Below are 23,735 nucleotides of genomic sequence, written 5' to 3' on the forward strand. Positions count from 1 at the left end.
CCGGTACGGAAATCTTGCCCCGCATTGTCAGCACAAAGGGTTTAGACTCGGTGAAGTTGGGGCGCTAACCTTTTCCCAACAGCGAGTGGTAAAGGCCCTCGATGCTGCCCGCCATGCGGGCCAGCGAGAAGTGCTCGGAGATGAACTGCAGGCGCGTCAGCATCTCGGCATGGGCGGCCGCGGGATCATCGAGCGCCCGCTGCATCGCCTGGGTAAGCGCCGCGATGTCGTTGGCCGGGACAAGGCTGGTCGCCGTGGGGCCGAATATCTCCGGAATGCCGCCTACGCGCGTCGCGATCAGCGGTAGTTGCGCCGCCGCGGCCTCCAGCACGATGTAGGGGAGCGACTCCGCCAGCGACGGCACGATTGCGACCAAACCGCGAGCGAAAGTGGGGCGGGCCGGTTGCGCGCCGAGCAGCGTGACCCTTGCGCCCAGGCCGAGGCTTTGGATTTGCGCCGTAAGCGCATCCCGCGCCGGCCCATCGCCCGCCATCACGAGCGTCGCAGGGCTGCCGTCGGGGCGGATAACTTCGGCAAGGGCTTCAACCAGGATGTGAATACCCTTGAGGTCGCGCAATTCGCCAACGAAGACGAAATTCGCCGCGTCCGCGTCGGGTTTGATCGTCACGAATTCATCCGGCGTCAGCCCGTTGTGGATGAGCTCGGTGGGGCAGGTGGGGGAGCCGATAAGGGCTGAATAGGTGGCTTTGGCATAGGCGCTTTCGAAGACGATCGCTCCCGTTTGCGCCATCAGCCAGCGTTCGAGCAGGTGGAACAGCCGCCCCGACGTCGACGACCGAGAGAAATGCAGTACACCGCCATGCGGCGTATAGACCGCGACCGCTTTGCCGCCGCCGATCTTGGCGAGGCGCGCATAGAAGCCGCCCTTGGCGCCGTGTCCATGCAACACATCAATGTCGAGCGAACGCGCCAGTCGTCGAACCTTCAGTGGCGTCACAAGGTCGCCGCGGCCCAGGACGCGGGGCATGGCGACGCGATGGATGCCGAGGCTGGCATCTGGCAACAACGCCGCCAGCTTGCTTTCGGTTTGGGCATCATTGGCGAGGCTGTCGACGACCAATCCGACGTCGTGCCCATTGGATGAGAGTGCCCGCGTGAGGTCGGCTACGTGTCTGAACAAGCCACCGACAGGCGCCCGCATGACCTGCAGGATACGCAGCTTGCGCCCGGCCATGGATGACTCCGTCAGAACCAGCGTTCGTTGATGACGACCGTATCGCCCGGAAAAATGGGGAAGTCCAGTTCGACAGAGCCTTTGACCATCTGGTCGCCCTGGCGCCGATAGACGACGGCCTGGTTTCGGTCGGCCGTGTCGGTGAAGCCGCCAGCGGTGCTGATCGCAGCCCGGACGGTCATGCCGTAGACATAGGGGAACTGTCCCGCATTGGTGATCTCGCCCTGGATGAAGAAGGGGCGGTACTCGGCAATTTCCACCACGACGTTAGGGTTGCGCATATAGCCGTTGGCGAGCGCGGCCGCGAGGCTGGCGGCGGCGCTGTTGGTGGTCTTGCCGCGCACCTGCACTGGGCCAACCAGTGGGAAAGCAATCGCTCCGCTGTCATCGACGCGGTAGGTTTCGCTCAAGGCGTCATCGCCATAAACGGTGACGCGAACGGCGTCGCCGGTGTCGAGTTGGTAAGGACCCTTGGTCTCGACCAGATAGGTCTGGGGGCGCGTCGTCGCGCAGGCGGCCAGTGGCAGCATCAGGGCGATGGTAAAGACAGGCAGCCAGCGCATTGGAATCTCGGTCTTCTGGAAGTGCGGCCAGTGTCGGTTTCTATGGTTAATAAATCCCTTCTGCGCCGGTCGTATTCTTGCGGTCTGCAAAAGGCTTAACGGATTGCTTACCACGTGGGGGCGATAAGTTGCCCAAAGAACGAGGGATAGCGATGGCTTATGAGTCGCAAGCCGTGCGGGACGCGCGGATCGACGTCAGTGCGGTGCTGGGTGCTGTGGTCAAGCGCCTGCCTCGCATCATCCTGCTGACCTTGGTTCTGCTGGCAGCGACCTTCGCGGTCTTGATGACGATGCCGCGGCTATACGAATCGTCGGCTTCTATCCTCGTCGAACCGCGCAGCAATGTTTATACGCGCGCCGCCAACGAGCAGGCGCCTTCACTGACCGGTGGCGAAGCTGGCGTCGTGTCGAGCCAAATCGAGTTGCTCAAGTCGCGCGATACGCTGGTCAAGGTTATTGATCAACTCGACCTGCGGTCGGTGCCGGAGTTCAACGGCTCCGAGGGAGGCGGCTTTTCGCCTATGGGGCTCGTTTCGCAGATGCTGGGCCGCAAGGCCACTGCAGTTAATGTCGACGAAGCCGTGCTAGCTAACCTCTATGACCGCTTGACGGTGGTTCAAGAGCGCGACTCCCGGCTGATTTCCGTGCTGGTTCGATCGACTGATCCGCAGCGGGCCGCCGATATCGCAAACGCTGTGGCGAATGCCCACGTCGCCCGCCGCGCCGAACTCTCTCTGTCCGACACGGCCGAGGCCTCGGGGTGGCTGCGTGCGGAGATCGATCGCCTTCGTCTCAGCGTCAACGAGGCAGAAACGGCGGTTGCCGATTTCAAGGTCCAGAACGACCTGTTCACCGGCTCCAACAATACCAGCCTGCTCGACCAACAGCTGTCGACCATTGCCACCCAGATCAATGCCGCCCAGGAGCGCAAGAATGCCGCACTCTCGCGTGCCGCGCTGATCCGCGGCATGCTGGAACGCGGGCAATCGATCGAAGGTATTGCCGAGGTCCGCGATTCCGCCGTGATCCAGCAGTTGGCCGAGGAAAAAGCGCGCCTGCAGGGCGAAAAGGCCCAGCGCTCGGCGACATTGCTCGCCAGCCATCCGACCATCCAGGCTCTCAACGCGCAATTGGCTGAACTCGACAATCAGCTGGTCGTCGAAGGCCGGCGTGTGGCCGACGCGTTGGACGCCGAGGCTCAGATCGAAGCCGACATCGAGGCCTCGCTTCAGGCAGAGTTGGCGCGCAGCAAAGTGACCGCTTCCACCGCGACCCAAGACACTGTGACTCTGGACGGCCTGCAGCGCGAGGCCAAGGCCCAGCGCGACCTGCTGGAAGGCTATCTGCAGCGCTACAACGAGGCGTTCTCCCGCACGGAAGTCAATTCGGCGCTACCCGACGTTCGTGTGGTGACGGTTGCCGCACCGGCGGTTTCGCCGGCCTCCCCGCGGACCCAGTTGATCCTGCTCGCCGTCGGCATCGTAGCAGTGGCAGTGCAGCTCGGCGTCATCGTTTTTGGCGAGTTGATGTCCGGTCGGGCCATTATTCCGGGCCGCGAGCCGGAACGCCCGCAGGATGAACTGGACGAGGTTCCCTTCGTTGAGGCCGAGCTTGAGCCTGATCAACAGTGGCAGACCGACCCCGCTAAAGAGCTGGAAGTCGAGCCGGTGCATGCCGTTCAGGCTGAGGCCATCAAACCAGCGTCCGATGAGCCAACCATTGTTACTGCCACCGTCGAACCCAAAGCCGGTAGCACCTTCGTTCGTGCGCTCGCCGATGACATCGACACAATGGTTCCGGCGCGGGAATGGGAGCCCGAGCCTGTGCCCACCGCTGCCATCGCGCAGCCAGTCCAGCCTTCGCGGCAAGTGCCTGATGTCATTGCCCTGGCCGATCTCGCTGCGGACCTCGTTCTCGGCCGCACGCATCTGGTCATTCTCGCGGCGCACCGTTCCAACGCCGATTGCGAGACCCTAGCGGAGGAGTTGGTAGGCGACGCTTTGGCGCGCGGTCTGAGCGTCGCTCTCATCGATGGCGGCAGCGCCCGTATGAGCGAGGAGCCCGGCCTTAGCGATCTCAGCGTCGAGGCTGCCAGCTTCGGTGACGTTGTGCACAAATCCGCCGACAACAGCTTTGCCGAAGTGCCATGGGGCCACGGTCGCGTCATCGCTCGCCAGTCAACCAAGCCGTTGACGCTGGTCGAGGCGCTGGGGGACATCTACGAGGTGGTCGTCTTGATGACTGGCCGCGTGGGCATGACCTCGAGCCTGCCGCTGTTCGAAAGCCTCAACGGACGGCTGGTGCTGGTAGCTGGCGACGAGGACGACTTCGACTCCGTCGCCGATACCCGGGCGCAACTGCTCGATGCCGGCTTCGAAACCGTCGAAATTGCCGCCGTGCCGGCCCGCGTTGCAGCCTGACCGGAGAGGACTATGTCCGCCAGACATGCAGCCATCAGGGCCATGTTCGAAGCCCTTTGGCTGTCCCGCCTTCCGGCACTGCTGCGCGCACTTTCATCCTCGCGCGGAGTGATTTTCACCCTGCATCGGGTTCTGCCCGACGAGCCAGCCGACTTCTCTCCCAATGCCATTCTTCAGGTCCGGCCGGATTTCCTGGAGTATGTCATCGAGCGCATGCGCGATCTGGGGCTTGATATCGTGAGCCTCGATGAGGCCCTTGAACGGCTGGCCGCGCCCGTCAAGAGCAGGGGTTTCGTCGTGCTGACCTTCGACGACGCCTACAAGGATAACCTCAAATACGCACTGCCGATCCTGCGGCGACAGGATGCGCCGTTCACGCTCTACGTGCCGACCGCGCTCGTCGACGGCGTCGGCGAGCTCTGGTGGCAGGCGATCGAGGACATCATTGCCCGCCAGGAAGCCATTGCCCTGAGCGCGAACGGGGAAACCGACTATGTCGACACCCGCAGCACCGCGCAAAAGAACGCCGCGTTCAACACGCTTTATCGGCAGATGCGCAAGGTCGCAGAACCCGAGCGGCTAAGACTGTTGCACGGTTTCGCAACGGCCTACGGCTACGATCTCGAGAAGCAGTGTCGTGATCTGATCATGGATTGGCGGGAATTGCGCCTGTTCGCGGGCGATCCGCTCTGCACCATCGGCGCCCACACCGTGCATCACTATGAGCTCGCCAAGCTGCCGATCGAGCAGGCGCGCAATGAGATTACGCAATCGGCCGATATCCTGCTGGCCCAGTTCGGCGAACGGCCCCGACATTTCTCGTATCCGTTGGGCGGCCCACTGTCAGCTGGCCAGCGTGAATTCGACCTGGTTCGCGAACTGGGCTTCTGCTCCGGCGTCACCACTCGTCCCGGCGCGCTCTATTCTCGCCATGCGCAGACGCCGGAGTCACTGCCGCGCATCTCGCTCAACGGTTACTTTCAATCCCGCCGCTATGTCGATGTTTTTGCTGCGGGCGCGATCTTCTCTGCCATGGGAAAGTTAATCGGCTGATCACGCGTCGGGCTTGGCCATCCAGCGGATGATCCACATTGCCGGGTAGAGCCAACCCATCCCGGCGACGATGAAATAGGGCATCAGTATCCAGATCGGCAGGCCGGGTGGGAACGCCAGGTAGACCGACGTGAAGATGGATAGCCAGGCCACGATCGAGCCCAGGATCAGGAAAACACCGGTCAACTTGCGGTTACGCTGGGTCATATGCGGCATCGCGGCTATTGCGGGACTTGTCCCGGGGGCATACCACTCCCGCTCGCCGATCGACACCGGGAAACTGCCGTGAACTCCGTCCAAAACGCCGCACTCAGCCAGACCAGCTTTGCCCAGGACCGCCTGCGGCCGGTGCGAATCTGGCTCTACGCCATGGCCGCCTTTGTGCTGCTGATGGTGGTGGTCGGCGGCATCACGCGGCTCACCGAATCCGGCCTGTCGATCACGAGCTGGAAGCCGATCTCGGGCACCTTGCCGCCGCTCAGCGATGCCGAATGGCAGGCCGAGTTCGACGCCTATAAGCAGATCCCGCAATACGAGGTCGTCAACTCCTGGATGAGCCTCGACGACTTCAAGTACATCTTCTTCTGGGAGTACCTGCATCGGCTGCTCGGGCGCCTGCTCGGCTTGCTGTTTCTCGCACCCTTCGTGGTTTTTCTGGTGCAGAAGCGCTTCACGCCCAAGCTGGCTCTGCCGTTGTTCGGTCTCTTCCTGTTGGGTGGCTTCCAGGGCCTGCTCGGATGGTGGATGGTTTCGTCGGGCCTGACCGAGCTGACCTCGGTCTCCCAATACCGGCTGGCCGCGCATTTGACCGCCGCCTCGCTGCTGCTCATCGCGCTGATCTATGTGCCGCGATCACTGGAACCGGGCCGCGTCGGTGGCCAGGTCCGTCCATTCCATCTCTGGGCCGCCAGCATCCTGCTGGTGCTGATCATCATCCAGATCGGGGCAGGGGCCTTCGTTGCCGGTCTCGATGCCGGAATGGGCTACAACACCTGGCCATTGATGGACGGCGCCATCATCCCCAACGGCCTCGGCATCATGCAGCCCCTGTGGCGCAACCTGTTCGAGAACGCGTTGACGGTGCAATTCATCCATCGCGGCATTGCCTATGTAATCGTCGCCTATCTTGCCGTCATCACCTGGCGGCAGTACCGCAGCGGCGGCTTCGGGCACGTGCATGGCTGGCTGCCAAGACTGGGTGTGCTGGTCCTGCTGCAGGTGGCTCTCGGTATCATGACCCTGTTGCATGCAGTGCCGATTTCGCTGGCCGTAGGCCACCAGGCGCTGGCCTTCATGCTCGCGGGCGTGACGATCGCCTATATTGCCGACATGGTGCGGGCAGGGCGGTAGGTCCTGCACCTGTCCTGCCGGAATGACACTACGAAATGATGATATAGGCGGTAATATAATACCGCGACCATAACTCATTGATTTTTCATGATAAAATCAACCCCCTTGACGCCTTGCGGAATCCCCCATACACGACCGGCCGAACACGCCGCTTTCTTCCTTGGATGAAGGCTGCAAGCCCCAAGAATCTAGGGAATTCAAGCATGAGCACTTACTCGGCAAAACCGAGCGAGATCGAAAAGAAGTGGATCCTCATCGATGCCGACGGCCTCGTTGTGGGTCGCGTTGCTTCGATCATTGCGTCGCGCCTGCGCGGCAAGCACAAGCCGACCTTCACCCCCCACATGGACATGGGCGACAACATCGTTGTCATCAATGCCGACAAGGTGAAGCTGACCGGCCGCAAGCTGGACCAGCACAAGTTCTACTGGCACACCGGTTTCCCCGGCGGCATCAAGGACCGGTCCGCTCGTGAAATTCTCGAAGGCCGTTTCCCCGAGCGCGTGCTCGAGAACGCCGTTCGCCGCATGATGCCGGGCGGCCCGCTGACCCGTGCTCAGCTCAAGAACCTCCGCGTCTACTCGGGCGCCGAGCATCCCCATGAAGCGCAGAACCCGGCCAAGCTGGACGTCGCTGCGATGAACTCCAAGAATGCGCGGGTGAAGTAATATGGCCGAAACCATCAACTCCCTCGAAGAGCTCGGCACCTCGACTGTTGCTCCTGTCGTCAACACCGCTCCGGTGCACGTGCAGAAGCTCGACGCCCAGGGCCGCGCCTACGCAACCGGCAAGCGTAAGAACGCCGTTGCACGCGTCTGGATCAAGCCGGGCAAGGGCACCGTGACCATCAATGGCCGCGAATTCGCCACCTACTTCGCTCGCCCGGTTCTGCAGCTCATCGTGAAGCAGCCGATCGTCGCGACCGAACGCACCGACCAGTACGACGTCGTCGTCACTGTTGCCGGCGGTGGTCTCTCCGGTCAGGCCGGTGCCGTTCGTCACGGCATCTCCAAGGCTCTGAACTATTTCGAGCCGGCGCTGCGCCCTGTGCTCAAGAAGGGCGGCTTCCTGACCCGCGACAGCCGCGTCGTCGAACGCAAGAAGTACGGCAAGGCCAAGGCCCGTCGTTCGTTCCAGTTCTCGAAGCGCTAAGCGTTTCAGTTTCGAAGTTTGCGAGGGGCCGGGAAACCGGCCCCTCGGCTTTCTTAGCCCCTGGTCAAGCGGGCAATGTAGGCGTCCAGCGTAATGCGCCCGCGGCGGGGCAATTTCGGCAGATCTGTCTCGTCGATCGTCGCCTCGGTCATCCGGGCATAGGCCTCCGCCGACACCTCCGAAAATCCGATCGCCTTGAAGCTCTCCGCCAACTGTTCGCGCGGCGTTGTCTTCACGACCACGTCCCGGCCCTGATGCCGCGCAAAGGCAGCAGCCACATCGCCGAACGTGTACCGCTCGGGGCCTTCGACATAGACAATACCGACATCGTCCAGCGCGCTTTGCAGCCGCTCGGCGGCCACGACGCCCAGATCGGCAGGGTCCACCATGGGCAGCTCCATCGTTGCGGCGAACGTGGCGGGTAGGGTGCCCTTGCTGGCTGGCTCCGCGAGCATTGCCAGATTGGTGAAATAATAGGCGCCCCGGTCGATGGCCGTGGGGATGCCGCTCGCTTTGGCGCGCTGCTCGAAGTCGTAGAGGGTTGTGAGATCGCCTATGCCGTCGCCCGGCCGCGCACCATAAGTCGATGCCACCACGATCTTTTCGAGCCCGCTATCGCTCAGCGCATCGGTGATGGATTTGGATGTCGCCAGCTCTGCCGCGTTGCTGTCGGCGCTGACGTTCCCGGGCGGGTTGAGCAGAAAAGCGCGCTTGCCGCGCTGGAACACCTTGCGCAAGGCCGCGCTGTCGTTGACGTCGGCGACGACCGCTTCGACAGCGCCGCCCTCCAGCGCCTTGGCCTTTTCGGCACTGTGAACGACGGCCAAAACGGGCTGATCCGCTTCGCTTAACGACTTTACCACCTGCGATCCAATATTGCCGCCGGCGCCCAAAATGATGAACACGGTCATTCTCCGTTCTACTATTTTGTGAAAGCGGTAACCTGTGGGGGCGGTGTGTCACATCCTGTCAGTAGAGGCCGCTCGGTCTTCCCAATCGGCTCCGCCTGCCTATATCTGGCTGACTTGCCGGATACCTCTTGATGCAAATCCTCACCACCCGCTTCCACCTGCTGCTGCTGACCGTCACCGTGGCCATCACGGGTGTTGCGTTCTTCCGCGTTCCTGCCGACTACTTCTATGCCGCGCATTGGACCGGCGGCACATCGGACTGGCTCTGGCCGCGTGATGTCGCGCTGATCGTTGCACCCTTGGCTCAGCTCGGTTTGCTAGGAGCGTTCTTTGCACTTGGTCGCGCGCTCACCAAAAATCAGTATGCCAAGTCCCAGCACATTCTTGATCCTGCGCTCACCCTGCTGATGCTCGTGGTCGGGGCAAGCCAACTTGGGCTGCTGTTGACGGGTATTGGCTCCGACCTAGATTTCGTTCGCGTCACCGGCTTTGCCCTGGGCGTGGCCCTGTTGCTGCTCGGTGTCGTGCTGTTCGAAGCCGAGAGGCATACTTATGCCGGGCTTCGCATGCCCTGGCCGGTCGGGACCGATCGCGCCTGGCGGATCGTCCATCGCGTGACTGGTTTGATGTTTGGGCTGGCGGGCCTCGGCCTGTTGGCACTGGCCTGGCAGGACGTCGGGCTGGGCCTGCTGGTGCTGGCCTTTATCGCGGCGACTTTCGTGCCTGTTGGCGTGGCGGCACTCGCAACCCTGCTCACGCGCTCCTGACGCGCACTCGCATGCAATTGCCGCGAACGCGCTGAACGGAAGAGAAAATTTCTTCCGTCCCTGTGGAAACGGAAATCCGTACGCAGCGATTCTTGCCGGACAGGCGTACATTGTGGCTAATTTCGCGGCGGAGCGCTCAATTCTTGGGCGAATGTCGCGTCAATTTGCAGGTCAATGATGTCTCCCACCACTGTTTCCGCTGCTCGGCCGCCACGCGCGCCCAAGCCATTCTATCGCACCTTCGGCTTTCAGGTGCTCGCCGCCATGGTCATCGGCCTGGCGCTGGGCTTTGTTGCCCGCCAGATGGGGCCGGACGCTGCCGGCAATGCCAATTGGCTGACGCAGACGCTGTCGACCATTGGCTCCGCCTTTGTCTCGCTGCTACGGGCTTTGGTGCCAGTGCTCGTGTTCACCGCCATCGTCGCCTCGATCGCCAATCTTCGCGAGCTCAACAACGCCGCCAAGCTGGTCTGGCAGACGCTGCTGTGGTTCGCCATCACCGCGTTGATCGCCGTGGCCATCGGTATTGCGCTCGGCCTTATCATCCAGCCGGGCCTCAACACCGCCGTTGCCGCCGAGGCCGCCAAGGCGCCGGCCTCCAGCGGTTCGTGGCTCGACTTCCTGAAGGGCCTGATCCCGTCCAACATCCTGGGCCTGCAGGCATCGACCCGCGTCAACGATAGCGGTGCGACCACCAGCCTCAATTTCAACGTGCTGCAGATCCTCGTGGTCTCCATCGTGGTCGGCATTGCCGCGCTCAAGGTGGGCCCTGCGGCTGACCCGTTCCTGGCCTTCAACCGCTCCTTCCTCAAGATCGTGCACAAGATCCTGTGGTGGGTGATCCGCCTGACCCCGATCGGCACCATCGGTCTGCTCGGCAATGCCGTCGCCGTCTATGGTTGGGATGCGCTGGCCCAGCTCGGCTGGTACTCCGCCGCCATCTATATCGGCCTGGCCCTCGTGCTGTTCGTCGTCTACCCGGTGCTGTTGCAGGCGCATGGCCTCAACCCCATCCGCTACTTCCAGGGCGCATGGCCGGCCATTCAGCTCGCCTTCGTGTCCCGTTCGTCGATCGGCACCCTGCCGCTCACCGAACGCGTCACCGAGCAGAACCTCGGCGTGCCGCGTGAATACGCCGCCTTCGCCGTGCCGCTTGGCGCTACGACCAAGATGGACGGTTGCGCCGCCATCTACCCGGCGATCTCGGCGATCTTCGTCGCCCAGTTCTTCGGCATCCAGCTCGGCATTCAGGAATATCTGCTGATCGTCTTCGTCTCGGTCATTGGCTCGGCCGCGACGGCCGGCCTCACCGGCGCAACGGTGATGCTGACCCTGACCCTCTCCACCCTGGGCCTGCCGGTCGAAGGCGTCGGCCTGCTGCTGGCGGTCGACCCGATCCTCGACATGGGCCGTACAGCGGTCAACGTCGCGGGCCAGGCGCTCGTCCCGACCATCGTCGCCAAGCGCGAAGGCATACTGGATCAGGCCGCCTATGACCGCGGCGAGAGCATCGAGGCTCTAGACACCGCTGAGGCCGTTCCAGCTCAATAGGGCCCCAACAGCATCCAACGAAAAGGGGAGGCGAAAGCCTCCCCTTTTTTGTGCCCGCTTCATTATTTCGTCTTGACGTTAATTAGTGTGTTAGCTAATTAGCGTTTGAACGAAATAAGGAATGACCGTGGGGATCAACACAGTATTTGAAGCGCTTTCGCACCCTGCGCGCCGCAAGGTGCTGGCCTTGCTCAAAGCTGGACCGCTCAGCGCCGGCGACCTCGCGCAACATTTCGATATCAGCCGGCCGACCCTCTCGGTCCATTTCGCCAAGCTCAAGGAAGCAGAGTTGGTCGTGGTGGAGCGCCAGGGCACGAGCCTGATTTACCACCTCAACGCCAGTATCCTCGAGGAGGCGCTGGCAGGCTTGCTCTCATTGAAGGACGACGACAAATGACGAAGCCACGCGTCTTCACACCGCTCAACCATCTGATCCTGGCGCTGCTCGCCGTGACGACTATCGCCGGCTTCGTGAGCCTGCCCGCTGATGCGGTTCTTCCAGTGCATTGGGACATGTTCGGTCAGCCCGACCGCTTCGCCCAGCGCAATGACGCGCTGCTCATCATGCCCGGGCTTGGTCTGCTCCTGCTGCTCATGTTCTGGGCCATTGGACGCTTTGCGCGGCCCGAGCGCCTGGCTGGTGGGCGCCACGTCGTCGAGGCGATTGTCCCGCTTCTGCTAGCCATGTTCCTCGCATTTCAGATCGTGCTGGTGCTGCGCTTCGACATGGCAATGGTCCGCGTCGCGGCTCTCAGTGTCGCGGCCCTGCTGATCGTGCTTGGCAACGTCCTGCCGAAGTCGCAACCCAATCGCTATGGCGGCATCCGGCTAGCGCCGACGCTGGCCGATCCAGCCAATTGGGTCGCGACGCACCGCTTCACCGGGCTGGCGATGATGGTGGCCGGTAGCCTGCTGGTCATCACCGTCTTGCTGACCGGCGATGCGATCGTTCTGCTAGGCGGGGTTCTCATCGCCGTGGTCGTGCCGACCGCGCTGGGCGTGGCCTATAGCTACCGAAGGCCGCGCGGCCGCTGAAGCGAGTTGGCCTCCGAATGAGAGGGGAGGCGAAAGCCTCCCTTTTTGTTTCCCGCGCGTTTGTCAGCTGGCTCATGCCATACTCTGTCAGCAGCACATGGCACCACAACTGCGCTCATAACCGGAGACGTCCCATGCTTGACCATATCGGCCTGCGCACTGCGCAATTTGACACCCTGATCGCGTTCTACAAGGCGGCGCTGGCGCCGATGAACTACGCGGTCATGATGGAATACCCTGGTACGGCCGGTTTCGGCCGCGAGTATCCCGACTTCTGGATCGGCGCCGATGAAAAGGGAGGCTCCAACATCCACTTGGCCTTCAAGACCGACGATCGTGCTGTCGTGGATGCATTTTACGCCGCCGCGCTGGCCAATGGCGGCAAGGACAATGGCGCGCCGGGTATGCGGGACTACACACCGACCTACTACGCCGCTTTCGTGATCGACCCGGATGGCAACAATCTCGAAATCGTCTGTCAGGCCGAAGGTTAGCTTACTGACGGCCGGCCATAGGGCAGGTCAGCCGACCAGCTTCAGCGCCGGCCTGATTTTCTTGACCTTTTTCGCCTTGGGCAGCCGCGGCACATAATTGGCCATGACGCGCTCGATCACCTTGATGGCTTTGTCGGTGCCGTCTTCAGTATGGAGCTTTTCGGCGACATCGGCCGCGTTGCGGCGGTAGTCCTCGTTGGTCGACAGATCGGCGAGGGCGCCGGCCAGGATTTCCGAGGTCAGCTTGCGCAGGCGCACGGGTTTTGGTCCGCATCCGAGCTCATAGACGCGGCGGCCCCAATAGGGCTGGTCGACGGTCTGCGGCACGACGAAGGTGGGGCGGCCCAAATGCAGCCCCGCCGAAGTCGTGCCAGCGCCACCATGATGAACCACCGCTGACACATACTTGAACAGCTTGTCGTGCGGGGCCTTCTCGATGGCGAAAATGGTGTCGGGCAGGTCCTGCGGATTGATCCCGCCCCAGCCGCGCGCAACGACGGCGCGGCCGCCCCACATGGCGACGGCTTCCTTCAAAATCTTGGTATTGCGCTCAGCCCCGAACGGCATCGAGCCGAAGCCGATATAGACCGGCGCTTCGCCCTCGGAGAGGAATTTCTGGAACGCCTCGGAAGGTTGCCAGTCGGTGCGATCCTTGAGGCTCCAATAGCCGGTGACGATGGCGCTCTTGGGCCAATCGCGCGGGCGCGGGGAGACGACTGGCGAGTACGCGTAAAGCGTGGTCAGCGACGTCCCATCGGTATTGCGGAAGAAGCCGCCCTTCTTGCGCGCATCCAGGCCCATCAGCTCGCGGCGCAACTTGTTGCGCGGCAGGTTGTAGTAGATCTGCTGCACGGTCATCGCCGTGTAGGTCAGCTTGTTGAAGGCCGGACCGAAATCGGCACCGTAATAGATGCAGAGCGGGAATTCGCTGGTCGAGTTGAGCGGCTGCAAGGCCACCATGATGGCGGGGATGTGCAGCGCCTCGGCAATGTCGATGCCGAAGCTGGTATTCATGTTGAGGATCAGCATGTCGGCGCCCTGGCACATATGCCAGGCGTGCCGCGCTGCCGTATCGACGATCTGCTGGCCCTGGCGGAGCAGGGACGGGCCGTTGATGAGCATGGACTGGCTCATCGCGTTCTCGAAACGCTGCTGGGTCAGGAACGACTGGATGGACGGGCCGAGCGTGTGGAACTCGATTCCATAGCCTTCAACCATGCCCTGGAATTCTTCCGAAGCGCCAAGGACGACCGAGTAGCCGCGCTCCTTGAGCTCGATGGCGAGAGCCAGATAGGGTTGAACGTCGCCTTGCGTGCCGATCGTGACGAGGGCAATGCGCTTCAAAGTCAAACCTCACCATACGCCGTCATGGAGCCGAAGGTTGGCGTCCCTCGGACCATTTACAATACCCCGGCTAGGAATTATGAACGGCCTTATCGATAGCCGATTTCATTACAAAATACGCTTCTGAAGGGCAAGAGACATGCCGTCCCTGTACACATTTGCATTGGTTGGAGCTTCGCTCGCCGGCAATTTCGTGTCGGCGGCCGCCTTCGCAGCGGCGGGCGCAAACGCCCGTTAGCTCTTCCCGCGTGGCCCGCGACCGGGCCGGGAAGAGCCGAACATCACGAAAGCGCCTCTCCGGAGGCCGTTTAACCCGTTCACAACCATAATTCCGCGATAATCACGGCCTCCAAAAGAGGCGTGGCGCTTGGTGCGCGTCGCGGCCAGTCCAGGTTCCCGAGGGGACCGTCGAGGAAATCATGAGCGCAGACTTCCACAAAATCCGCCGCCTTCCCCCTTACGTCTTTGCCCATATCGACCCGCTCAAGGCCAAGGCGCGCGCCGAAGGCGTCGACGTGATCGATCTCGGCATGGGCAATCCCGACATGCCGACGCCGCAGCACATCGTCGAAAAGTTGCAGGAAACGGTCAAAGACGGCCGCACCCACCGCTATTCGACCTCGCGTGGTATTCCCGGTCTGCGCAAGGCCCAGGCCAGCTATTACGGCCGCCGCTTCGGGGTGAAACTCAATCCCGATACCCAGATCGTCGCGACGCTGGGATCCAAGGAGGGCTTCGCCAACATGGCCTCGGCCATCACCGCCCCAGGCGACGTGGTGCTGGTGCCGAACCCGACCTATCCCATCCATTCCTTCGGCTTCATCATGTCCGGTGGCGTGGTTCGCTCCATGCCGGCTGATCCGAACGAGGATTTCCTGCGTTCGCTCGACCGCGCCGTGCGCCACTCGATCCCCAAGCCGATCGCGCTGGTGCTGAACTACCCCGCCAACCCGACCGCCTACACGGCCGACCTCGATTTTTACACCGAGGTGGTCAAGTACTGTAAGGCCAACGACATCTTCATCTTGTCCGATCTCGCCTATTCCGAGATCTATTTCGACGAGGAAGCGCCACCGCCATCGGTGCTGCAGGTGCCCGGCGCCATCGACATCACCGTCGAATTCACTTCGATGTCCAAGACCTATTCCATGCCGGGCTGGCGTGTCGGCTTTGCCGTCGGCAACGAACGCCTGATCGCCGCTTTGGCCCGCGTGAAGTCGTATCTGGACTATGGCGCTTTCACCCCGATCCAGGTCGCGGCCACTGCGGCGCTCAATGGTTCAGACGACGTGATCGACGAAGTGCGCAAGATCTACAAGCATCGCCGCGACGTCATGGTCGAGAGCTTTGCTCGTTCCGGCTGGGACATTCCGGTGCCAAAGGCGACCATGTTCGCCTGGGCCCCGATCCCGGCGCAGTATGCCCATCTGGGCTCGCTCGAATTTGCCAAGCTGCTGATCAAAGAAACCGGCGTCGGCGTCGCTCCGGGCGTCGGCTTCGGCGAATACGGCGATCAGTACATTCGCCTGGCCTTCGTCGAAAACGAACAGCGCATCCGCCAGGCGGCACGGAATATCAAGAAGCTGCTTGGCTCGAAAACCGGGGCAGGGAACGTGGTTCCGCTGGTCGGGTAGAGCTTCTCTGGGAGAGGGACGTTCTTCCGCGTCCAGCGGAAGGAGAGGGTGAGGGGTCTTCGCCGTCCCATGCTTGGATTCCCGTGGACGCCGCCGCACCCCTCATCCGCCCTTCGGGTCCCTTCTCCCTCAAGGGGAGAAGGGAAGAGGCTTGCCCTCGCCCAAATAATACATGACACATGAACTCACCTTTTGTATGGAGAGCCGTCTCCACAATCAGGTGCGTCATGCTCGCTCGTACTCTCGCCCTCGCCTTTCCGCTGGCCTTCGCAACGCCGGCCGCTTTTGCGCAAGCCTTTCCGGTCACGCTCGATCACGCCTGGGGAGCGACGACCATCGAGGCCGAGCCACAGCGCATCGTGACCTGGGGCTGGGGCAATGAAGATGCGGTTATCGCGCTGGGCGTGATCCCAGTCGGCATTCCCTTCCAGTCCTATGGCGGCGGCGAGGACGGCATCCATGACTGGGTAGAGCAGGCGCTTGAGGCTGCCGGCGCGGAAACGCCCACTATTTTCGATGCCTCCAGCGAACCGCCTCTCGAGCAGATTGCCGCTCTCAAGCCCGATCTCATCATCGCCGCCTATTCCGGTATCACGCAGGACCAGTATGGGCTGCTGTCCGGCATTGCGCCGACCATCGCCTACACCGGCGCGCCTTGGTCTACCTCCTGGCAGGACTTGACCCGAATTGTCGGCAGGGCGCTGGGCAAGGAAGCCGAGGCAGAGGCGCTGGTCGCCGACACCACCGCTTGGGTCGAAGCCGAGTTCGCCAGATATCCTGCGCTCGCCAAGGTCACCTTCGCCAGTGCCAACGACTACGATGGTTCCATGGCCGTCTACGCCCCGCTGGACGCCCGCATGACGTTCCTCACCAATTTCGGCATGGTGATGAACCCCAGCGTTGCCATGCTCGCCCCCGGCGACGATGCCTTCTACTACCCGCTGAGCTACGAACTGTTCGACCAGCTCGAGGCAGATATCTTCGTCACCTACTACGAAGAACAGTCCGCGCTTGACGCCTGGCTCGCGACCCCGCAGGCGCAGACCTATCCGCCCATCGTCAATGGCGGCCTCGCCGCCTTGGTCGGCACAGAAAATGTCGCCGCAGTCTCGCCGCCCAGCGTGCTCTCATTGCGCTGGGGTCTGCCGCGCTACCTCGAAGTCCTCGGCGCCGCCGCCGCCAGTGTCACCGAGTAGCTCGGCAACCTCCATTTTATCCCCGCCCCCCCAAACCCGCTCTATACTCCTCTCATCTCTCCACGCGGGCGGCCTGCAGGCGAACAGTGGTGGAGGGCGCCGTGCCGCCTTCGCTGGCGCGCAGGTTCGGGTATCGGTCGGCTGCGGCGAGCGTCCGCAGTCCGCCGCGATACCGTTCCAAAACCGGCACCCCGAGACGGCAATCGTCTCACTAAACAATACTTGCGGGGCGAAAGTCGTCTCGGGGTCCGTCCTCGCTGCTCCCTTGGCATGCGTCCATATGACAACCGCATCACAGGCGGCGCTTTCGCGCGCCGCCACCAAACTCCTATTGACGGCTAGGCACATTCCTATGCAGATGGCGCCACCATGAGTGATATCGCTTCCTTCCGCCAAGCCGTTGAAACCTTCATCTCCGCCCGTGGCTGGACGCCCACGCGGTTTGGCCGCACCGTTGCGGGCGACCCGCTGTTCGTGTTCGACCTGCGGGAAGGGCGTGAGCCGCGCTCGGATACGCGCACGCGCATCCTCAAGGCGATGCAGGATTTCGGTGATGGCGCATCGCTGCCGCCGCTTCGCGTTGGCGTAGCGGGCCTCGGCAATGTCGGGGCGACGCTGGTGCGCATCCTGCAGAAGGATGGCGATGAACTCACCAAAAAACTGGGCCGCCAGCTCGTCGTGACGGCCGTTGCCGCGCGCTCGCGATCCCGCGACCGCGGCATTGATATTTCTGGGCTCGACTGGTTCGACGATCCCGTGGCCCTGGCCAAGTCGGATGGCATCGACCTGTTCGTCGAGCTGATCGGCGGCGAGGACGGCCCGGCTTTCGCTGCGGTCAAGGCCGCGCTCGAAATCGGCCGTCCTGTGGTCACGGCGAACAAGGCGCTGCTGGCCAAGCATGGCGTTGTGCTGGCCCGACTAGCAGAAGACTCTGGTGCTCAGCTTGGCTTCGAGGCCGCCGTGGCCGGCGGCATCCCCGTCATCAAGACGCTGCGTGAGGGCCTGGGCTCAGCGAGCATCGCCAAGGTGTTCGGCATCATGAACGGCACCTGCAATTACATCCTCACCCGCATGGGCAACGAAGACATCAGCTTCGCCGATTGCCTGAAGGACGCGCAGGCCTTGGGCTATGCCGAGGCCGACCCGACCTTCGACGTCGAGGGCTTTGACACGGCGCACAAGCTGTCGATCCTCGCCACGCTCTGCTTCGGCTACGAGATCGCGCCCGACAAGATCCGGGTGGAAGGCATCTCCAAGATCACCCAGCATGACATCAAGGTCGCCGCCGAGCTTGGCTACAAGATCAAGCTGCTGGGTATTGCGCAGCGCACCGATGAAGGCATCGAGCAGCGCGTGCACCCCACCTTCGTGCCCAAGGGCAGTGCCATTGCCGGCGTCGATGGCGTGATGAACGCCGTGGCGCTCGAGACCGACCACGTCCACGAACTGCTGCTGGCAGGCCCTGGCGCCGGTGGCCCGCCAACGGCTTCGTCGGTACTGTCGGACATTCTCGACATTGCCCGCGGCACCCGCGTGCCGCCGTTGGGCGTGCCGAGCGAGGAATTGCTGCCCTACAAGCAGGCCCCGATGCGTCCGCATGATGGCGGCTATTACATCCGGCTCAATGCCAAGGACGTCCCTGGCGCTCTGGCGGCGATCGCCACCCGCATGGGCGAGCGCGGCATCTCCATCGACTCTGTCATTCAGCGGTCGGATTTGAGCGCTAAGGCAGTGGCGCCAGACGGTTCGCCGACGCGCACCGTGGTCATGATCACTCAACAGACTTTGGAATCAGCCGTACGTGAATCGCTTGCGCAGATCGCAGCCGACGGGTTTATCGTGGGCGAACCGCAGTTGATCCGGATCGAAACGCTCTGATACCCCACCGGGGCAAGTCAGGCTCCGGGAGGAAATATGAAATTATCGAAGGCCGAGGGCGCCAAAAGCCCCGCGCACCTGCACCGCAGCCTGACACTTGAGCTAGTGCGCGTCACCGAGCGCGCCGCCATCGCCGCCGCCGAATGGCGCGGCAAGGGCAACGAGCAGGCCGCCGACGAGGCCGCCGTGCTCGCCATGAAGGCAGAACTCGATCGCGTCGCGATCGCCGGCCGCATCGTCATCGGCGAGGGCGAAGAGAACGAGTGCGAGAACCTGTTCATCGGCCAGGCGGTCGGGGCAGGCGAGGGGCCCGAGGTCGATATCGCCGTCGATCCGCTTGAGGGCGTCACTCTCTGCGCCAAGAACCAGCCCGATTCGATCGTCGTGCTGGCCATGGCCGAACGCGGTGGGCTGCTGAACGTCGCGCGCAACGTCTATATGCACAAGATCGCCATCGGCGCCGAATATGCGCCGGGGACGGTCAATATCGATTGGTCGGCTACCGACAACGTCAAGGCCCTGGCCAAGGCCAAGGGCGTGCCGCTAAGCGAGATCACCGCCATCGTGCTTGATCGCCCGCGCCATGCCGGCCTGATCGAGGAGCTGCGCACCACCGGTGTTGCGGTCAAGCTCATCAGCGACGGCGACATTGCCGGCGTCATTCACGCGGTGAATACCGAAGACACGGGCATCGACATCTATCTCGGCTCCGGCGGCGCCCCCGAGGGCGTGCTGGCAGCCGCAGCCCTGCGCTGCATCGGCGGTCAGATGCAGGGCAAGCTTATCCTCGATACCCTGCCAAAGCGCGAGCGCGCCCGCGCCATGGGCATCGAAGACCCCAACCGAATCTACGACGTGACCGAACTGGCCGCCGGGGACGTCCTCGTCGCCGCCACGGGTGTCACCGACGGCACCCTGCTCGACGGCATCCGCCTGCGCCGCAATTCGGTGGAGACCAGCACCATCGTCATGCGCAGCTGGAGCCAGACCGTCCGCTGGATCAAGGCGCAGCACGCGCGGTAGCCCGCACATCGCTGCTCGCCGCATCCACCCCGCGTCACCCTCGGGCCTGACCCGAGGACCCTTCACGCGCTGAAAGTGGAGCGAAGTAGAGTGCCTTCGGGTCAAGCCCGAGGGTGACGATCGAGTTGTTTGCATGTGCGGATCACTGCCCGCCCTTCCCACCACAGGCCAAATCGCCTACCTCTCACCCCATGCTGGCTGCCCCGCGACCATTCCTCGACGTCTCCCGCTCGGTTACCGGCCGGGCATGGACTGACCGACTGGACGCTATGACCACGCGGACAGCGACGGCGATCTCCCAGCGATCGGGCATTTCCGAAATCCTGGCCCGCATCATCGCCGCCCGCGGCGTTGGCCTCGACGATGCCGAAAAATACCTTGAACCCACCATCCGCGGTCTGATGCCGGACCCCTCGACGCTGACGGCGATGGATGCGCTGGCCGACCGGTTGGCACAGGCAATCGCCGACAATGAGTCAATCGCGCTCTTTGGCGACTACGACGTTGACGGCGCTTGCTCCTGCGCGCTGATGACGCGCTATCTCCGCCATTTCGGCATCGAACCCCAGGTGCATATTCCTGACCGCATCTTCGAGGGCTATGGGCCCAACGTCGCGGCGATGGACAAGCTCATCGATGCCGGTGCGAGGCTCGTCATCACCCTCGATTGCGGCACCACCAGCGACAAGCCGATCGCCCATGCGCGTTCGCGCGGCGCGGATGTGCTGGTGATCGACCACCACCTGTCCGACCATGAACTCCCCGACGCCAACGCGCTGGTCAATCCGAACCGTCCCGACGACATTTCCGGTCTAGGCTATCTCTGCGCTGCCGGCGTCACCTTCATGGTTCTCGTCGCCGTCAACCGGGCGCTGCGACAGCGCGGCGACACCGGCCTGCCCGACCTGCTCAAGCTGCTGGATCTGGTGGCGTTGGCGACCGTCTGCGACGTCGTTCCGCTGGTGGGGCTCAATCGCGCTTTCGTGGTGCGTGGCCTCGAAGTGGCGCGGCGGGGCGACAATCGCGGCATCGCCGCTCTGGCACTGGCGGCGCGCCTCAGCGGCCCGATTAACCCATACCATCTCGGCTTTCTCATCGGCCCTCGCATCAATGCCGGCGGCCGTATCGGCAACGCCGCATTGGGCACCGAGCTACTGACGGTGGACGACGAACATATGGCGCTCGCCATCGCCGCCCGCCTTGACGAGCTCAACAGCGAACGCCAACGCATCGAAGTCGAAGCTGTCGAGGAAGCGGCAGCAGTCGCCGAGCTGGAAATCGGCATGGGCGAGGGGCCGCCGGTGCTTGTCCTGGCGTCGGCCAATTGGCATCCCGGCGTTGCCGGGCTGATCGCCTCGCGCCTGCGCGAGCGCTTCGAACGGCCGACCTTCGCCATCGCTCTCCAGCCCGACGGCACCGGCACCGGCTCGGGTCGGTCCATGCCCGGCGTCGATCTCGGCCGCGCCGTGATTGAAGCCTTGGAAGCCGGGCTTATCATCAAGGGCGGCGGGCATGCCATGGCGGCCGGCGTAACCATCAAGGCGGGACAATTGGGCCCGTTCCGCTCATTCCTGGCCCAAGCGCTATCCGGCGACGTCGCCACCGCCCGTGCTGCCACCGCATTGCCGGTGGATGCGGCGCTGACGGCGCGCGGGGCAACGCTCGACCTGGTCCGCGACCTCGAACGGGCCGGTCCCTACGGCGCCGGCAATCCCGGACCGGTTTTTGCCTTTCCCGCGCATCGGGCGAAGTTCGCTCAGGTGGTGGGCAAGGGCGGCCATGTCAGCTTCGCCCTGACCTCGGAAGACGGCGCCAGGCTCAAGGCCATCGCCTTCCGTGCTGCCAACACCGCGATCGGCGACGCGCTGTTACGCGACGCCGATTCCGCGTTCCATTTTGCCGGCTCGCTCTCCATCGATCACTACCAGGGCCGCGAACAGGTGCAGTTCCGCCTGACCGACCTGGCCAAGCCCAAGGCCTAGCAGAAACTTTCTGCCGCTCCGTTCCGTTGCTGCCTTCACGACAAGATATGGCCCGACGGAGACCAGCCCGACCATGACTGCCCCGACTATCGCCGTGATCGGTTCTGGAATTGCCGGACTTTCAGCCGCCTGGCTGCTCTCCAAAAGCAGCGCCGTGACGGTGTTCGAGAAAAGCGACCGGCTTGGGGGGCATTCCAACACTATCGATGCGCGCATAGGGGACGGCAAGGTCGCGGTCGATACCGGCTTCATCGTCTACAACGAGCAGAACTACCCCAATCTCACGGCCTTCTTCGATCATCTCGGGGTCGCGACTTCGCCCTCGAGCATGAGCTTTGCCGTTTCAATCGCCGAGGGGCGTCGCGAATACTCCGGCAAGCATCTCAACGGCCTTTTCGGCCAGCGCCGCAATATCGTCCGTCCCGAACACTGGCAGCTCGTTGGCGATATCCTGCGCTTTTTCCGCGAGGCGGAACGGCAGGTCGCCACTTGCCCGGATGGCTTCTCGATCGCGCAGTTTCTCGACCGCTTCGGCTATTCCCGCGTTTTCATCGAAGACCACATTCTGCCGATCTCGGCAGCTATCTGGTCCACGCCGTCACGCGGCATGCTGGAGTTTCCGGCCAAGACCTTCATCGAGTTCTTTGCCAACCATTCCCTGCTGCAAGTTGGCAATCGCCCGACCTGGCGCACGGTGCGGGGCGGCTCGCGGGAGTACGTGACGCGCATTGCTGACAAGCACCGTTTCGAGGCTGTCACCGGAGCGACGATCCACACCGTGGTCCGCCACAGCGGCGGCGTCGAAATATTCATGGCCGATGGCAGTCGTCGCCATTTCGACCAGGTGGTGTTCGCCTGTCATGCCGATGAAGCCTTGGCACTGCTCGCCGACCCCAGCGACGCCGAGCGCAATATCCTCGGCGCCTTCCGCTTCACCACCAACCACGCCGTGCTGCATACCGACGCCAGCTTCATGCCGCGCCGCAAGCACCTGTGGTCATCCTGGAACTATCTGCGCGGGGCCGAGGGTCAACACGCCCTCAGCCTCACCTATTGGATGAACCGGCTGCAGCCGCTCGCCACCAACTCGAACATATTCGTCACGCTGAACCCGCATCGTGCCTTCGCGCTGGGCAGTGTGCAATATGAGGTCGATTACCAGCATCCCCTGTTCGACGCGCGCGCCATCGCGGCCCAGCACGACCTCTGGCAGGTGCAGGGAGTCCAGCACACCTGGTTCGCCGGCGCCTGGATGGGCTACGGTTTTCACGAAGACGGCCTGCAATCGGGCCTCGAAGTCGCCGAGCGCATCGGCTCGGTGCAACGGCCATGGCAGGTCACCCAGCCGCGCGCCCGCATCGCGCATAACTGGGACGAAGGGGAGCAGGTCCTGTGGGCGGCGGAATAAACCCGGACACCCTCAGCGCGATCTACGTCGGCGATGTCGTGCACAAGCGCGCGCGGCCCAAGCGTCACGCTCTGCGCTACCGGGTTTTCTCGATGCTCGTCGATCTCGACCAGCTTGAATCACTGGATGAGAAGTTGCGGCTCTTCTCGTTGAATCGACTCAACCTTGTTTCGCTCTTCATCAAAGACTTCGGCCCGCGCGACGGCAGCAGCATCGCCGCCTTCATTCGCCGCAAGGCCGCAGCGGCCGGCGTCGGCGACGTGAAGCGCATCCGCATGCTGGCCTATCCCCGCATCTTCGGCTTCGCCTTCAACCCCATCACCGTCTACTTCTGTGAGGACGCCGCGGGCCAGACGCGCTTCCTCGTCTACGAGGTCAGCAATACCTTTGGTGAGCACCATTTCTACCAGGCGGCGGTTGCTGGCAGCGGCCCAGAAATCAGCCACGACGCCAAGAAAGCGTTCTTCGTTTCGCCCTTTAATACCCTCGATGGCAGCTACCGATTCTCCATCCGCCCGCCGGATGAAGATGTGTTTCTGGGTATCACGCTTTCGACTGGGGAAGGGGGGCTGCTGACAGCATATTTCCAGGGAAACAGGCGTCCGCTGACCGACGCTACGCTCTTGAAACTGCTGCTTGCATATCCATTTATGGCAGCTAAAGTGGTGGGGGGCATACACTTTGAAGCGCTGCTTTTATGGCTCAAGGGTGTGCCGCCGACGCTTAAATTCAGGCGAAAGCTCAAGGGCCGCCGCCAGGCCTAGCGATCAGTTGGATTC

22 protein-coding genes are annotated in these 23,735 nt (G+C 63.1%); 17 read left to right on the plus strand and 5 right to left on the minus strand.

The genetic code is table 11. The annotated features are described in order from the left end of the window. Window positions 1–64: 64 nt before the first annotated feature. A complete protein-coding gene (locus tag MF606_RS07890) occupies window positions 65–1,195 on the minus strand; it encodes a glycosyltransferase family 4 protein (protein ID WP_240233258.1) in 1,131 nt (376 codons plus the stop codon). An 11-nt stretch (window positions 1,196–1,206) separates the two neighbouring features. Next, window positions 1,207–1,758 carry a polysaccharide biosynthesis/export family protein gene (locus MF606_RS07895; RefSeq protein WP_240233259.1) on the minus strand — a complete coding sequence of 184 codons (552 nt, stop codon included), beginning with the start codon at window positions 1,756–1,758 and terminating at the stop codon, window positions 1,207–1,209. Between the two features lie 152 nt (window positions 1,759–1,910). Here MF606_RS07895 and MF606_RS07900 point away from each other — a divergent pair, with 152 nt between their 5' ends. Beyond that, the gene (locus MF606_RS07900; RefSeq protein WP_240233260.1) at window positions 1,911–4,178 is read left to right on the plus strand and encodes a GumC family protein; all 2,268 of its coding nucleotides are present in this window, start codon (window positions 1,911–1,913) and stop codon (window positions 4,176–4,178) included. A gap of 12 nt (window positions 4,179–4,190) precedes the next feature. Next, entirely contained in the window at window positions 4,191–5,231 is a 1,041-nt protein-coding gene (locus MF606_RS07905; RefSeq protein WP_240233261.1) for a polysaccharide deacetylase family protein, read from the plus strand. Here MF606_RS07905 and MF606_RS07910 read toward each other — a convergent pair whose 3' ends face one another. Next, a complete protein-coding gene (locus tag MF606_RS07910; protein WP_240233262.1) occupies window positions 5,232–5,438 on the minus strand; it encodes a DUF2842 domain-containing protein in 207 nt (68 codons plus the stop codon). It lies immediately after the preceding gene. Window positions 5,439–5,516: 78 nt separating this feature from the next. Here MF606_RS07910 and MF606_RS07915 point away from each other — a divergent pair, with 78 nt between their 5' ends. The 3 genes from MF606_RS07915 (at window position 5,517) to rpsI (ending at window position 7,733) form a co-directional block, all read left to right on the plus strand. Beyond that, entirely contained in the window at window positions 5,517–6,581 is a 1,065-nt protein-coding gene (locus tag MF606_RS07915; protein ID WP_240233263.1) for a COX15/CtaA family protein, read from the plus strand. A gap of 203 nt (window positions 6,582–6,784) precedes the next feature. Continuing rightward, window positions 6,785–7,249 carry a 50S ribosomal protein L13 gene (gene rplM / locus MF606_RS07920; RefSeq protein ID WP_240233264.1) on the plus strand — a complete coding sequence of 155 codons (465 nt, stop codon included), beginning with the start codon at window positions 6,785–6,787 and terminating at the stop codon, window positions 7,247–7,249. Between the two features lies 1 nt (window position 7,250). Next, entirely contained in the window at window positions 7,251–7,733 is a 483-nt protein-coding gene (gene rpsI, locus MF606_RS07925; RefSeq protein ID WP_240233265.1) for a 30S ribosomal protein S9, read from the plus strand. 53 nt (window positions 7,734–7,786) lie between these two features. On the opposite strand, the gene MF606_RS07930 is transcribed toward rpsI, so the two are convergent. Next, the gene (locus MF606_RS07930) at window positions 7,787–8,644 is read right to left on the minus strand and encodes an NmrA family NAD(P)-binding protein (RefSeq protein ID WP_420842244.1); all 858 of its coding nucleotides are present in this window, start codon (window positions 8,642–8,644) and stop codon (window positions 7,787–7,789) included. A gap of 131 nt (window positions 8,645–8,775) precedes the next feature. On the opposite strand from MF606_RS07930, the gene MF606_RS07935 reads away from it, so the two are divergent. From MF606_RS07935 to MF606_RS07955, 5 genes are all read left to right on the plus strand, one after another. Continuing rightward, on the plus strand, window positions 8,776–9,411 hold the full coding sequence (locus MF606_RS07935; RefSeq protein ID WP_240233267.1) for an SdpI family protein: 636 nt from the start codon (window positions 8,776–8,778) through the stop codon (window positions 9,409–9,411). Between the two features lie 177 nt (window positions 9,412–9,588). Next, a complete protein-coding gene (locus MF606_RS07940; RefSeq protein ID WP_240233268.1) occupies window positions 9,589–10,962 on the plus strand; it encodes a dicarboxylate/amino acid:cation symporter in 1,374 nt (457 codons plus the stop codon). A 121-nt stretch (window positions 10,963–11,083) separates the two neighbouring features. Beyond that, a complete protein-coding gene (locus MF606_RS07945; RefSeq protein WP_240233269.1) occupies window positions 11,084–11,359 on the plus strand; it encodes a metalloregulator ArsR/SmtB family transcription factor in 276 nt (91 codons plus the stop codon). Beyond that, on the plus strand, window positions 11,356–11,997 hold the full coding sequence (locus tag MF606_RS07950) for an SdpI family protein (protein ID WP_240233270.1): 642 nt from the start codon (window positions 11,356–11,358) through the stop codon (window positions 11,995–11,997). Before MF606_RS07945 ends, MF606_RS07950 begins: the two co-directional genes overlap by 4 nt. Before the next feature lie 134 nt (window positions 11,998–12,131). Then, complete coding sequence (locus MF606_RS07955; protein WP_240233271.1) at window positions 12,132–12,491, plus strand: VOC family protein; 360 nt, start codon at window positions 12,132–12,134, stop codon at window positions 12,489–12,491. A gap of 27 nt (window positions 12,492–12,518) precedes the next feature. On the opposite strand, the gene MF606_RS07960 is transcribed toward MF606_RS07955, so the two are convergent. Further along, window positions 12,519–13,835 (minus strand): glycosyltransferase, encoded by a 1,317-nt coding sequence (locus MF606_RS07960; protein ID WP_240233272.1) that lies wholly within the window; start codon window positions 13,833–13,835, stop codon window positions 12,519–12,521. A 419-nt stretch (window positions 13,836–14,254) separates the two neighbouring features. On the opposite strand from MF606_RS07960, the gene MF606_RS07965 reads away from it, so the two are divergent. From MF606_RS07965 to MF606_RS07995, 7 genes are all read left to right on the plus strand, one after another. Beyond that, complete coding sequence (locus tag MF606_RS07965; RefSeq protein ID WP_240233273.1) at window positions 14,255–15,469, plus strand: LL-diaminopimelate aminotransferase; 1,215 nt, start codon at window positions 14,255–14,257, stop codon at window positions 15,467–15,469. Between the two features lie 227 nt (window positions 15,470–15,696). Continuing rightward, window positions 15,697–16,665 (plus strand): iron-siderophore ABC transporter substrate-binding protein, encoded by a 969-nt coding sequence (locus MF606_RS07970; RefSeq protein WP_240233274.1) that lies wholly within the window; start codon window positions 15,697–15,699, stop codon window positions 16,663–16,665. Window positions 16,666–17,202: 537 nt separating this feature from the next. Continuing rightward, on the plus strand, window positions 17,203–18,543 hold the full coding sequence (locus tag MF606_RS07975; protein ID WP_240233806.1) for a homoserine dehydrogenase: 1,341 nt from the start codon (window positions 17,203–17,205) through the stop codon (window positions 18,541–18,543). A gap of 36 nt (window positions 18,544–18,579) precedes the next feature. Continuing rightward, complete coding sequence (gene glpX / locus MF606_RS07980; protein ID WP_240233275.1) at window positions 18,580–19,566, plus strand: class II fructose-bisphosphatase; 987 nt, start codon at window positions 18,580–18,582, stop codon at window positions 19,564–19,566. A 191-nt stretch (window positions 19,567–19,757) separates the two neighbouring features. Continuing rightward, window positions 19,758–21,548, plus strand: a complete 1,791-nt coding sequence (gene recJ / locus MF606_RS07985) for a single-stranded-DNA-specific exonuclease RecJ (RefSeq protein WP_240233276.1) — start codon at window positions 19,758–19,760, stop codon at window positions 21,546–21,548. Between the two features lie 73 nt (window positions 21,549–21,621). Further along, window positions 21,622–22,956, plus strand: a complete 1,335-nt coding sequence (locus MF606_RS07990) for an NAD(P)/FAD-dependent oxidoreductase (RefSeq protein WP_240233277.1) — start codon at window positions 21,622–21,624, stop codon at window positions 22,954–22,956. After that, window positions 22,941–23,720, plus strand: a complete 780-nt coding sequence (locus MF606_RS07995; protein WP_240233278.1) for a DUF1365 domain-containing protein — start codon at window positions 22,941–22,943, stop codon at window positions 23,718–23,720. Before MF606_RS07990 ends, MF606_RS07995 begins: the two co-directional genes overlap by 16 nt. The last annotated feature ends 15 nt before the right edge of the window (window positions 23,721–23,735 follow it).

The sequence above is a fragment of the Devosia lacusdianchii genome (assembly GCF_022429625.1).
Lineage (GTDB): Bacteria > Pseudomonadota > Alphaproteobacteria > Rhizobiales > Devosiaceae > Devosia > Devosia lacusdianchii.